The sequence below is a fragment of the Streptomyces sp. BRA346 genome, assembly GCF_052851135.1.
On sequence record NZ_JAIWIH010000008.1, the window covers coordinates 169671 to 182384 of the forward strand.

At 73.3% G+C, this 12714-nt stretch carries 10 protein-coding genes; 8 read left to right on the forward strand and 2 right to left on the reverse strand.

The genetic code is table 11. The features are described 5' to 3' along the window. The first annotated feature begins 20 nt into the window (after positions 1-20). Both LCH29_RS13745 and LCH29_RS13750 read left to right on the forward strand, forming a co-directional pair. On the forward strand, positions 21-1466 hold the full coding sequence (locus LCH29_RS13745) for an MFS transporter (RefSeq protein WP_446461999.1): 1446 nt from the start codon (positions 21-23) through the stop codon (positions 1464-1466). 48 nt (positions 1467-1514) lie between these two features. Continuing rightward, the gene (locus LCH29_RS13750; protein ID WP_446462000.1) at positions 1515-2906 is read left to right on the forward strand and encodes an FAD-dependent oxidoreductase; all 1392 of its coding nucleotides are present in this window, start codon (positions 1515-1517) and stop codon (positions 2904-2906) included. Between the two features lie 31 nt (positions 2907-2937). Here LCH29_RS13750 and hemE read toward each other — a convergent pair whose 3' ends face one another. Then, positions 2938-4023, reverse strand: a complete 1086-nt coding sequence (gene hemE / locus LCH29_RS13755) for a uroporphyrinogen decarboxylase (RefSeq protein ID WP_446462001.1) — start codon at positions 4021-4023, stop codon at positions 2938-2940. Between the two features lie 91 nt (positions 4024-4114). On the opposite strand from hemE, the gene LCH29_RS13760 reads away from it, so the two are divergent. The 5 genes from LCH29_RS13760 to LCH29_RS13780 all read left to right on the forward strand — a co-directional run bounded on the left by LCH29_RS13760 (position 4115) and on the right by LCH29_RS13780 (position 10785). Next, positions 4115-4843: a DUF3000 domain-containing protein gene (locus LCH29_RS13760; RefSeq protein WP_446462002.1), complete on the forward strand. Its 729-nt coding sequence runs from the start codon at positions 4115-4117 to the stop codon at positions 4841-4843. 241 nt (positions 4844-5084) lie between these two features. Continuing rightward, entirely contained in the window at positions 5085-5747 is a 663-nt protein-coding gene (locus LCH29_RS13765) for a response regulator transcription factor (protein WP_063730929.1), read from the forward strand. 107 nt (positions 5748-5854) lie between these two features. After that, entirely contained in the window at positions 5855-7132 is a 1278-nt protein-coding gene (locus LCH29_RS13770) for an HRDC domain-containing protein (RefSeq protein WP_446462003.1), read from the forward strand. Between the two features lie 309 nt (positions 7133-7441). Further along, entirely contained in the window at positions 7442-8659 is a 1218-nt protein-coding gene (locus LCH29_RS13775; protein ID WP_123099413.1) for a thiolase family protein, read from the forward strand. Then, positions 8656-10785 carry a 3-hydroxyacyl-CoA dehydrogenase NAD-binding domain-containing protein gene (locus tag LCH29_RS13780; protein ID WP_446462004.1) on the forward strand — a complete coding sequence of 710 codons (2130 nt, stop codon included), beginning with the start codon at positions 8656-8658 and terminating at the stop codon, positions 10783-10785. The genes LCH29_RS13775 and LCH29_RS13780 overlap by 4 nt, the downstream gene beginning before the upstream one ends. Positions 10786-11154: 369 nt before the next feature. Here LCH29_RS13780 and LCH29_RS13785 read toward each other — a convergent pair whose 3' ends face one another. Then, positions 11155-12201: a hypothetical protein gene (locus LCH29_RS13785; protein WP_446462005.1), complete on the reverse strand. Its 1047-nt coding sequence runs from the start codon at positions 12199-12201 to the stop codon at positions 11155-11157. A 67-nt stretch (positions 12202-12268) separates the two neighbouring features. Between LCH29_RS13785 and LCH29_RS13790 the strand changes: the two genes are divergently transcribed. Beyond that, positions 12269-12673, forward strand: a complete 405-nt coding sequence (locus tag LCH29_RS13790; protein ID WP_446462006.1) for an NTP pyrophosphohydrolase — start codon at positions 12269-12271, stop codon at positions 12671-12673. Positions 12674-12714: the final 41 nt, after the last annotated feature.

Here is a 12714-nt window from a genome sequence, read left to right on the forward strand (position 1 = left end):
GCCCGAAGGGGGCGCCCGACGTGACCACCGAGGACACCGCCGCGCGGGAGCCGACGGCCCACCGCACCGGCTGGCAGCCGTACCACACGCTGTGGGCCATGCTGCTGGGCGGCTGGCTCTTCTCCTACGCCGACCGCACCATCACCGGCCCGGTAGTGACCTGGCTGATCGAGAACGACCACGGCATGCTGGGCTCCGCCAGCCATCCGCATGCCCTCGGCGGTCTGATCGGCAGCCTCTTCTTCGCGGGCTACATGCTCACCCAGTTCCCCGGCGGCTATCTCGGGGACCGCTTCGGGCATCGCACGATGCTCGCCGTCTCGCTGGTGTGGGCGGGGGTGGCGACCCTGGCCAGCGGCGTGGTGAGCGGGCTGATCGCGTTCGTCGTCCTGCGGGTGCTGACCGGTCTCGGCGAGGGCGTCTTCTACTCCAACGACCGCTCGCTGATCGCCCAGCGCACCCCGCCCGAGAAGACCAGTCTCGGCATGGGCGTCGCCATCACCGGGCTGTCGATCGGGCTGACGATCGCGACCATCAGCACGCCCTATCTGATCGACTGGGGCGCCGAGGTGTTCGGCCACGAGGACGCCTGGCGGATGCCGTTCCTGGTGCTGGGCGCCGCGACGCTCGCGTTCGGCTGGATCACCACGGTCTATCTGCGCCGCATCGGCGGCCCGCTCAAGGCCACCGGCTCCACCCTGCGGCTGCTGGGGATATCGGCGGTGCTGTGCGCGGCCGTCATGGCGGTCTATCTGATCGCCGACGGGGCGGGGATGCCGAGCTGGGGCGTGGCGGTCCTGGAGTGCGTGCTCGCGTTCGTGCTGATCGGGGCGATCTTCGCCCGGCGCGGGTCGCGGCTCGGCTCCATCTTCCGGAACCGCAATGTGCTGCTGCTCAGCTTCGCCTTCATCGCGGTCATGTGGAACCTGTGGTTCTTCAGTTTCTGGTCGGTGTCGATCGTCGCCGACGCCGCCCACAGCTCCTTCCAGAACGCGGCACTGGTCGCGACGTTCAACGCGGGCGCGGGCATCCTCGGGTTCCCGGTCGGCGGCAGGCTGTCGGACCTGGCGAAGGACCGGGGGTGGGGGCGGCGGCCGCTGCTGATCGCGTTCACCGTGGTCCAGGGCGTGCTGGTGCTGGTCTTCGCGGCGTACCTCCAGGCCCAGGAGAAGCCGTCCCTGCTGGTGATGTCCGTCCTCCTCTTCGTCACCAGCCTGTTCTTCAACGCCCTCCAGCCGATGGCGCACGCCCTGCTGAACGATGTGGTCGACGCGTCCGAACGCGGTGCCGCCTTCGGCCTGTTCAACCTGGTCGGGGAGATCGGCGCGGTGATCAGCCCGGCGCTCAGCGGCACCCTGTTCGACCACTACGGCAGTTGGACGTCCGCCGTCTACATCGACGGCGCGCTGATGCTCACGAGTGCTGTTCTGTACGTCCTGGTACGCGAACCCATGGCGCGCTCATAGCGTGGTACCCGACGGAGCGGGACATACGGCTGTGAAAGGGCGGATTCGATGGCGGCAGCGCGGCGGATGGTGGTCATCGGGGGCGATGCGGCGGGGATGTCCGCCGCGTCCCGGGCGCGCAGGCTCAGCAAGCGGGGCGAGCTGGAGGTCCTGGCCTTCGAGCGCGGCCACTTCACGTCGTACTCGGCGTGCGGCATCCCGTACTGGGCCGGGGGCCTGGTGTCCGGCCCCGACGACCTCGTCGCCCGGACCCCGGAGGCACACCGCGGGCGCGGCATCGACGTCCGCCTCCGCAGCGAGGTCACCGAGATCGACGTCGCCGGGCAGCGGGTCCGGGTCCGGGAGCTGGACGCCTCCGGCGCCGCCGAGCGCTGGCACGGCTTCGACGACCTGGTCATCGCCACCGGCGCCCGCCCGCGCCGCCCCGACATGCCCGGCATCGACGCGCCCGGGGTGCACGGGGTGCAGACCCTGGACGACGGGCGGGCGCTGCTGGAGACCCTGGAGGGCCGGACGGTCGAGCGGGCGGTCGTGGTCGGCGCCGGATACATCGGTGTGGAGATGGCCGAGGCGCTGACCCGCCGCGGCTGCCGGGTCACCGTCCTGGAGCGCGGCGAACAGCCGATGGCCACCCTCGACCCCGACATGGGGCGGCTGGTGCGGGAGGCGATGACCGGGCTCGGCATCGACACCGTGACCGGCGCGGAGGTCGCCGAGGTGCTCACCGGCGAGGACGGCCGGGTGCGCGGGGTGGCCACCAAGGTCAGCGAATACCCGGCCGAGCTGGTCGTCCTGGGCCTCGGGGTGGCCCCCGAGACCGGGCTCGCCCGGGAGGCGGGGCTGCCGCTGGGTGAGTCGGGCGGGCTGCTCACCGACCTGGCCATGCGGGTCCGCGGGCACGCCAACATCTGGGCGGGCGGCGACTGCGTGGAGGTCCTCGACCTGGTGTCCGGCCGCACCCGGCACATTCCGCTGGGCACCCACGCCAACAAGCAGGGCCAGGTCATCGGCACCAACATCGGCGGCGGCTATGCCACGTTCCCCGGCGTGGTCGGCACGGCGGTCAGCAAGGTCTGCGATCTGGAGATCGCCCGCACCGGGCTGCTGGAGGCCCAGGCGGAGGAGGTGGGGCTGCGCTTCCACGCCGTCACCGCCGAGTCGACCAGCCGCGCCGGGTACTACCCCGACGCCCGCCCGATGACGGTCAAGGTGCTCGCCGAGCGCCGCACGGGGCGGCTGCTCGGCGCGCAGATCGTCGGCCGGGAGGGCGCGGGCAAGCGCGTGGACATCGCGGCGGTCGCGCTGACCGCCGGGATGACGGTCGAGCAGGTGGCGTCGCTGGACCTGGGGTACGCCCCGCCGTTCTCCCCGGTGTGGGACCCGGTGCAGGTGGCGGCGCGCAAGGCGGCGGCCGTCGTACGGGAGGCGGCGGACCGGTAGACGCCCGCCGCCGGGGCGTACGGCCGGGGCGTCAGCGCGCGGTGTGGGTGTGGACGTACTCGACGAGCCGGGTCAGGGCGTCCGGGTCGGTGGTGGGCAGCACGCCGTGGCCGAGGTTGAAGATGTGCCCCTCGAGACCCTGGGCCGCGTCCAGCACCTCGGCCGCCTTGGCCTCCACGGCCTCGCGCGGCGCGAACAGCACGGCGGGGTCGAGGTTGCCCTGGAGCGCCTTGCCGGGGCCCACCCGCCGGGCGGCCTCGTCCAGCGGCACCCGCCAGTCGGCGCCCACGACGTCCGCGCCCGCCTCGCCGAGCAGCCCGAGCAGCTCGCCGGTGCCGACACCGAAGTGGATGCGCGGCACCCCGTACCCGGCGACCGCCTCGAAGACCTTCGTGGAGGCGGGCATCACACTGCGCCGGTAGTCGGCCGGGGCCAGGGCGCCGACCCAGGAGTCGAAGAGCTGCACGGCCGAGGCGCCCGCCTCGATCTGCACCGTCAGGAAGGTCGCGGTGATGTCCGCGAGCCGGTCGAGCAGCTCGGCCCACAGCTCCGGGTCGCCGTACATGAGCGCCTTGGTGTGCTCGTGGTTGCGCGACGGGCCGCCCTCGACCAGATAGCTGGCGAGCGTGAAGGGCGCGCCCGCGAAGCCGATGAGGGGGGTGGTACCCAGTTCGCCGACGAGCGATCCGACGGCCTCGGTGACGTACTTCACATCGTCGGGGTCGAGCGGACGCAGCTGCTCCAGATCCGCGCGGCTGCGGATCGGACGCTCCACGACGGGGCCGACGCCGGGCTTGATGTCGAGGTCGATCCCGATCGCCTTGAGCGGCACCACGATGTCGCTGAAGTAGATCGCCGCGTCCACCCGGTGACGGCGCACCGGCTGGAGCGTGATCTCCGTGACCAGGTCGGGCCGCATGCAGGACTCCAGCATGGCGGTGCCCTCACGGACCTTCCGGTACTCCGGCAGCGAGCGCCCCGCCTGCCGCATGAACCACACCGGGGTGTGCGGCACCGGTTCGCGTCGACAGGCCCGGAGGAAGGCCGAATCGGCGCAGGGGTTCGCCGCCGGGCGGCCGGTCTGCTGCTGGCCCGAGGGCCGCTCTGTGGCGCTCATGCACCAAATCTTCGCACGGGCCGAACGAGTGACCCGCCAACCCGGGTGTTCCTCCCCGGTTGGAGCCCTCACTGCGCCTAGTCTTCCGGGCATGGCAGCGGTTCAAGGACACGTCTCGAACGGTGCTGACGGCGCTGACGGCCCGGACGCGGGCGGGGAAGGCGCCCCGCTCGCCTTCCGGCGTGCGGTCGCCGGTCTGCGCGCGGCACGGGTGCGGCCCGAGGTGGAGCTCGACCCGACCCCACCACCGCGCCGCCTGGCGCCGTTCGCGTACGCACTCGAAGCGGTGGTCACGGACCCCACCGCCGACGACGACGAGGAGTTGGCCGAGGGCCGGCTCATCCTGCTGCACGACCCGGCGGGCCATGACTCCTGGCGCGGCACCTTCCGGATGGTCACGCTGATCCACGCCGACCTGGAGCCGGAGATCGCGGCGGATCCCCTGCTGCCCGAGGTGTGCTGGTCGTGGCTCACCGGCGCGCTGGAGGCGCGCGGCCTCGGCTGCTCGGAGCCCAGCGGGACGGTGACGCGCGCCAGCTCGCACTACTTCGGCGGGATCGGGGAGCGGGAGCCCTCGACCCGGATCGAGATCCGGGCTTCGTGGACGCCGTCGGACCACCCGTCCCCCGAGCCGGCCCGCCCGGAGCGGCCGGAGCGGTCGGACGAGGCGGCCGCGGAGCCGCTGGGCGTGCCGGACACCGGGGCGCACCTGGCGGCCTGGTGCGATCTGCTGTGCCAGATCGCCGGTCTGCCCCCGGCCGGGACCACGGAGGCGGGCGTGGTCTCCCTCCCCCAGCGCCGCGGCCCCCAGCCCCGCTGAGCGGCCCCCGCCGGGCGGTTCCCCCGGCATTGCGCGGCCCCGCCAGGCAGTTCATCAGCCCCGCTGAGCGGTCATCAGCCCCGCCCGGCGGGTCTTCGCTGTGCGCTTCCGGCGCTCGGACAACCCCGTCTGACCGAGATTGCCCGAATTGTTACTCACCAAATCGTGATCATTCCCTAAAGCTGGACCGTATCGGTGCCGAAGGAGTGGTGACCCGTCCCACCACTTCCCAGGAGGCCTGGTGTCTGTTCTCCTCGAGCAACCGTCCAGCCTGGTCGCCTACCGCCCGAACAAGCCGACGGCCATGGTCGTCGTCGCCGACCCCCGCGTTCGTTCCACCGTCACCCGTCACCTGTGGGCCCTCGGGGTGCGCGACGTCATCGAGGCGTCGTCCGTCGCGGAGGCCCGCCCCCGTATCGGCAACCCGCGCGACATCTGCGTCGCCGACGTCCACCTCCCCGACGGCTCCGGCCTCACCCTGCTCTCCGAGACCCGCGCCGCGGGCTGGCCGAACGGCCTGGCCCTCTCCGCCGCCGACGACATCGGCGCCGTGCGGAACGCGCTGGCCGGCGGCGTCAAGGGCTACGTCGTCACCGGCACCCGCACCAACCTGGGCATCCCGGGCCGTCCCGGCGCCGCCCCCATCGGCGCCGCCGCCGCCCGGATGCACCGCCGGCCACCGGGCGCCCCCGGTCACCCGGGGGGCTACCGGGAGCTGTCGGGACGCGAGGTCGAGGTGCTGAGGCTGGTTGCGGAGGGCCAGTCCAACAAGGCCATCGGCGTCTCGATGGGCCTGTCCGCACTCACCGTCAAGAGTCACCTCGCCCGGATCGCCCGCAAGCTCGGCACCGGCGACCGGGCCGGCATGGTCGCGGTCGCGCTGCGTACCGGCATCATCCACTGAGCCGTACGGCGGGGGATCACCCGCCGCGCACCGGCCTCGCGCCCGTCGACGGAACGTTCCGTCGACGGGCGCCCTGTGTACCCGGCGTACACAGCTACCCTTGACAGGTGACCGACGCCCAAGAGACCGCAGCAGAGACGACACTGCGAACCACCGGGGGCGCTCCTCCGGACGACCTCCCCCCGGCGCCGGTCCCCTTGCTGGAGCCGCGTGAGGGCATTCCGCCCGTCACCGCCGACCCGGACGCGCTCGCCGAAGTCGTCGCGGCCTTCGCCGCGGGCCACGGCCCCGTGGCCGTCGACGCCGAGCGCGCCTCCGGCTACCGCTACGGACAGCGGGCCTATCTGGTCCAGCTGCGCCGGGCCGGAGCGGGGACCGCACTGATCGACCCCGTCGGCTGCCCCGACCTGTCGGGTCTGGGGGCCGCCGTCGCCGACGCCGAGTGGGTGCTGCATGCCGCGACCCAGGATCTGCCGTGTCTGCGTGACATAGGCATGGTCCCGGACCGGCTCTTCGACACCGAACTCGCGGGCCGGCTGGCCGGGTTCGCCCGGGTGGGGCTCGGCGCCATGGTCGAGAACATCCTCGGCTACGCGCTGGAGAAGGGACATTCGGCCGTCGACTGGTCGACCCGCCCGCTGCCCGAGCCGTGGCTGCACTACGCCGCGCTCGACGTGGAGCTGCTGGTCGACCTGCGGGACGCGTTGGAGGAGGAGCTGACCCGGCAGGGGAAGCTGGAGTGGGCCCACCAGGAGTTCGCGGCCATCGCCGCCGCCCCGCCCGCCCCGCCGCGCAAGGACCCCTGGCGGCGTACGTCGGGGATGCACAAGGTCCGGCGACGACGGCAGATGGCGGCGGTGCGCGAGCTGTGGACGGCCCGGGACCGCATCGCCCAGCGCCGCGACGTGTCGCCCGGCAAGGTGCTGGGCGACGCGGCGATCGTGGAGGCCGCGCTGGCGCTGCCGGTGAACGCCCGGGCGCTGTCCGCGCTCAGCGGCTTCGGCCACCGGATGAGCCGCCGCCAGCTGGAGCAGTGGCAGGCCGCGGTGGACCGGGCCCGGGAGCTGCCGGAGGCCGAACTTCCGCAGCCCGGCCAGCCGGTGGCCGGTCCGCCCCCGCCGCGCGCCTGGGCCGACAAGGACCCCGCCGCGGCGGCCCGGCTCTCGGCGGCCCGCGCCGCGGTGACGGCCCTCGCCGAACGGCTGAATCTGCCGCAGGAGAACCTGATCGCCCCGGACACGGTCCGGCGGCTGTGCTGGGAGCCCCCGGCGGAGCCGACGACGGACGCGGTGGCGGACGTTCTCGCTGGTCATGGCGCCCGTCCCTGGCAGATCGACCAGGTGTCGTCGGTTCTGGCCGGTGCCCTGCGGACGGACTCGGCGTGATCTCCGTCGTGATGTGACGCGCGTGGACCGGCGGCCTCGGCCGCCGGTCCGTCCAGGGCGTGTCCGCGCAGTCGCGTCGGGTCAGCCCGCGGCGTCAGGGGGCACCTCCCAGCGGTAGCTGGGGGAGCGTGCCAGGCGTCGCGGGCCCGGCCGGACCGTGCGGACACGCCCTACCGTGTGACCTGTGACCTTCGACGCTACGGCGGCGAAGACTGGGCAGCGTGGTTACTCATAAGTAGCATGAGGGTGTGGAAGCGCGCCGATGGCGTGCCCGCAGCAGTGCCATCCCGCACCTGGAGGAGAGCCAACGTGCCTCGTACCGCTAGGGACGTCGTCTTCGTCGACGGCGTCCGCACCCCGTTCGGCAAGGCGGGCCCGAAGGGCATCTACCACGAGACCCGCGCCGACGACCTGGTCGTCAAGTGCATCCGGGAGCTGCTGCGACGCAACCCGGATCTTCCGCCGGAGCGCATCGACGAGGTGGCCGTCGCCGCGACCACCCAGATCGGGGACCAGGGCCTGACCATCGGCCGCACCGCGGGCATCCTGGCCGGGCTGCCGCAGTCCGTCCCCGGCTACTCGATCGACCGGATGTGCGCCGGTGCGATGACCGCCGTCACCACCACCGCGGGCTCCATCGCCTTCGGCGCGTACGACGCGGTCGTCGCGGGCGGCGTGGAGCACATGGGCCGCCACCCGATGGGCGAGGGCGTCGACCCGAACCCGCGGTTCGTCTCCGAGAAGCTGGTCGACGAGTCGGCCCTCTTCATGGGCATGACGGCGGAGAACCTGCACGACCGGCTGCCGCACCTCACCAAGCAGCGCGCCGACGAGTACGCGGTGCGCAGCCAGGAGAAGGCCGCCAAGGCGTACGCCAACGGCAAGATCCAGCAGGACCTGGTGCCGATCTCGGTGCGCCGCACCACCCCCGAGGGCGGGGAGACCGGCTGGGGGCTCGCGACCTCCGACGAGCCGATGCGCCCGGGCACCACGCTGGAGAACCTGGCCACGCTGAAGACCCCGTTCCGGCCGCACGGCCGGATCACCGCGGGCAACTCCGCGGGGCTCAACGACGGCGCCACCGCCTCCCTGATCGCCTCCGAGGACTTCGCCCGGGAGCTGGACCTTCCGGTCAGGATGCGCCTGGTGTCGTTCGCCTTCGCGGGCGTCGAGCCCGAGGTGATGGGCTACGGCCCGGTCCCGGCCACCCAGAAGGCCCTGGCCAAGGCCGGGCTGACGATCGATGACATCGGCCTGTTCGAGGTCAACGAGGCGTTCGCCGTCCAGGTGCTGTCGTTCCTGGACCACTACGGCATCGCGGACGACGACCCGCGCGTCAACCAGTACGGCGGCGCGATCGCCTTCGGCCACCCGCTCGCCTCCTCCGGCGTCCGCCTGATGACGCAGCTGGCGCGGCAGTTCGAGGAGCAGCCGGAAGTCCGCTACGGCATCACCACCATGTGCATCGGATTCGGCATGGGGGGCACCGTGATCTGGGAGAACCCGCACTTCGAGGGGAACAAGTGACTACCACCGCAGAGCTTCTCAAGGGAGCGGCCGAGCTGTTCCCGGACGAGGTCGTGACGCAGGCGCACGTCCGCCACCTCGACCTCCCCCAGGACGCGGGCCGTTTCGCGCTCATCACCCTGGACAACGGTCTTGACCACACCAAGCCCACCACCTTCGGCCCGGCCTCGCTCGCGAACCTCAACGCGGCGATCGACCAGGTCGAGCAGGAGGCCGCGGACGGCGCGATCACCGGCGTCGGCATCACCGGCAAGCCGTTCATCTTCGCCGTCGGCGCCGACCTCAAGGGCGTGGAGCTGCTGAAGCGCCACGAGGACGCGCTCGCCATCGGCAAGGGCGGCCACGACGTCTTCAAGCGGCTGTCCCACCTCGCCGTGCCCACCTTCGCGTACTACAACGGCGCGGCGATGGGCGGCGGCGTCGAGGTCGGCCTGCACTGCACCTACCGCACCGTCTCCGGCGCGCTGCCCGCGTTCTCGCTGCCCGAGGTGTTCCTCGGCCTGGTCCCCGGCTGGGGCGGCTGCACCCTGCTGCCGAACCTGATCGGCGCGGACCGCGCGGTCTCGGTCATCATCGAGAACTCGCTCAACCAGAACAAGCAGCTCAAGGGCCGGCAGGTCTACGAGCTGGGAATCGCCGACGCCATCTTCGAGGGCGCCGACTTCCTGGAGCAGTCGCTGATCTGGACCGCGTCCGTCCTCAGGGGCGAGCTGGAGATCGTACGGCCCGAGATCGACCGCGGCGACGCCTGGCACGAGGCCGTGGTGCGCGGCCGCGCCATCGCCGACGGCAAGGTGCACGGGGCGGCCCCGGCCGCGTACCGCGCGCTGGAGATCATCGACGCGGCCCGCAACGGCGACCTCGCCCGTGGCTACGAGGCCGAGGAGAAGGCGCTCGCCGACCTCATCATGGGCAGTGAGCTGCGCAGCGGCATCTACGCCTTCAACCTGGTGCAGAAGCGCGCCAAGCGGCCGGCCGGTGCCCCGGACAAGTCGCTCGCCCGCCCGGTCTCCAAGGTCGGCGTGGTGGGCGCGGGGCTGATGGCCTCGCAGCTGGCGCTGCTGTTCGCGCGCCGCCTGGAGGTGCCGGTCGTGCTGACCGACATCGACCAGGAGCGCGTCGACAAGGGCGTCGGCTACGTCCACGACGAGATCGACAAGCTGCTGCTCAAGGGCCGTATCAACCAGGACAAGGCCAACCGGCTCAAGGCCGCGGTGACCGGGTCGCTGGACAAGGCCGCCGCGTTCGGGGACGCCGACTTCGTCATCGAGGCCGTCTTCGAGGAGATGGGCGTCAAGCAGCAGGTGTTCGCCGAGGTCGAGGCGGTCGTGCCGGAGCACGCCATCCTCGCCACCAACACCTCCTCGCTGTCGGTCAGCGAGATGGCCTCCAAGCTGAAGCACCCCGAGCGGGTCGTCGGCTTCCACTTCTTCAACCCGGTCGCGATCCTGCCGCTGCTGGAGATCGTCCGCGGCGAGAAGACCGATGACGCGTCGCTGGCCACGGCCTTCGGGGTGGCCAAGAAGCTGAAGAAGACCGCCGTCCTGGTCAAGGACGCCCCGGCGTTCGTCGTCAACCGGATCCTGACCCGCTTCATGGGCGAGATCCAGAACGTCATCGACGAGGGCACCCCGGTCGACGTCGCGGAGCGCGCGGTCGAGCCGCTCGGGCTGCCGATGTCCCCGCTGGTGCTGCTGGAGCTGGTCGGCCCGGCCATCGGCCTGCACGTCTCCGAGACGCTGCACGGCGCCTTCCCGGACCGCTTCACGGTCTCGGAGAACCTCAAGCGCGTGGTCGAGGCGGGCAAGCGCGGCTTCTACGTCTACGACTCCGGGAAGCCGGAGCTGGACCCGGAGGTCGCCGCGCTGCTCCAGCAGGGCGACACGGTCCTGACGGAGGAGCAGGTGCGCGCCCGGGTGCTGGACGCCGTCGCGCAGGAGATCGGCCTGATGCTGGACGAGGGCGTCGTCGCCGAGGCGCAGGACATCGACCTGTGCCTGATCACCGGCGCCGGGTGGCCCTTCCACCTGGGCGGCCTCACGCCGTACCTGGACCGTGAGGGCGTCTCGGAGCGGGTGAACGGGAAGCGGTTCCTGGCCCAGGGGGTCGCGAGCGTCCCGGCGTAACCGCGTCGTATCGCCCCGGGCGCCGGGCGGACCACACGGTCCGCCCGGCGCCCGTGCGTTCCCTGGGGCTTGCCGCCCCGCCGACGGCAGGCACCGCGGCAACGGCAGACGCTCCGGGCACCCGCGGCCCGGAGTGGCGACCGCGGGCGTATCCACGAAGCCGCGTCAGGGCGGCCCGCGGCGTCAGGGGGCACTTCCCGGCGGTAGCCGGGGCGCGTGCGGTCGCACGGCGGAGGGCCGTCCTCACGGGGCCACGCCGGGCCGGAGTCCGGGCGCGGACCCGCTCTTCCCGGACACGTCCGACAGCGCGGCGAGAGGGGACCTCCCAGCGGTGGCTGGGACGTCGCGGGCCCCGCGGGACCGTGCGGCCTAGCCGCCCACCCGGGACCACGCGCGCAGGGCCAGGCCGCGTTCGTCGGTCTTCTGACGCGCCACCAGCAGCCCGCCGTCCGGCGCGAGCGCGGCCAGGACCACCAGCCCGCGCCCGTCGAGGGCCAGCGCCGGGTGCTGGGCGCCGGGGTCGCCGGACGGCGTCCACCACACGCCCGCCGCCTCGTCCTCCGCCGGATGCGCGGCGACGGCCAGCCGACCGCTGGAGGCGTCGCGGTGCGCCAGGACGACGCAGTCGTGGCCGTCCACCGGGGCGCGCAGCGCGGCGACCGGGCCGGTGCCCGTCGCCCCGCCCAGCGGCGCCGGGGCCGGGGCGTCGGGCCGCCAGGCCAGGATCTCCCCGCTGCCCGCGTCCCGCCAGTAGTGGGTGACGGTGCCGGGGCTGCTCTCCACCGCGGACGCCGAATCCGGCCGGGTGTCGGCGGGGACGTCCTCGCCCCGCTTCGGGGCGGCGCCGGGCGTGGGCTGGTACCAGCGCAGCGCGACGCCCTTCCCGGCCGGTGCGAGCAGTTCGAGGCGGCCGTCGGCGGTCACGGCCGCCGACAGCCCGTCCAGCACGTCCGCGCCCTTCCAGTCGGTCCAGCGCTCCCACGTCCCCTTCTTGGGGTCCTGCCGCCGCGCGCTGACCCCGCCCCCGGCGTTGCGGACCAAGACGCGGAGGGCGCCCGTGGAGTCGACCGCCGCGGCCGGTGCCCCGATCCGCTGCGCCTTGGCGCGGTCCTTGGGGTGCGGGGTGCCCAGGGAGTGCCATGCGGTGAGCGCGCGGCCGGTCTGGAACTGGGTGGCGTGGACGAGGTCGACCTGTGGCCCGTCCTTGCCCTCCCTGCGCCGGAGCCCCACGAGGTGGACGTAGCCGTCGGCCCCCTGAGCGACCGTCAGCCGGACGAGTCCGGGCACCTCGATGAGCCAGGGGCCCGTCCAGTCCGGTCCGCCGGGACGCTCCTCGGTCCAGCGGGCGACACCCCCCGCCACCTCTGCGTAGGCCGTGAGCCTGCCGTCCTTGCCGCGGAGCAACCGCAACACCATGGCCCGCCGCCAACCTTCCCGCGTCGATCTACCTGATCCCCGTCGCCCATAGTATTTTGCCTGGTCTATGAGTGGTCTCGTCGGGCTTGTCGTCGTGGACGCAGCGAACGTGGTCGGCTCGGTGCCGGACGGCTGGTGGCGCGACCGGCACGGGGCCGCCGAGCGGCTGCGCGACCGGCTCGGCGCGGTCGCGGTGAGCGGTGTCCCCGGGCGCGCGGACGTCCCCGAGTGGGCCCGTCAACCGCCCCTGGACATCGTCTTGGTGGTGGAGGGCGCGGCGCGCGGGGTGGATCCGGTGGAGGGCGTACGGGTGGAGGCCGCGCCGGGGAGCGCGGACGACCTGATCGTGGAGCTGGTGGGCGCGCGTGAACCGGGGCGGCCCTGCCTGGTGGTCACCGCCGACCGGGAGCTGCGGGAGCGGGTGACGGCCCTGGGCGCGGAGGTCGTGGGCCCCCGCGCCGTCCGGGGATAGCGCGCCGCCCGGGGGTAGTCGCGCCGCCCGGGAGGGGAAAC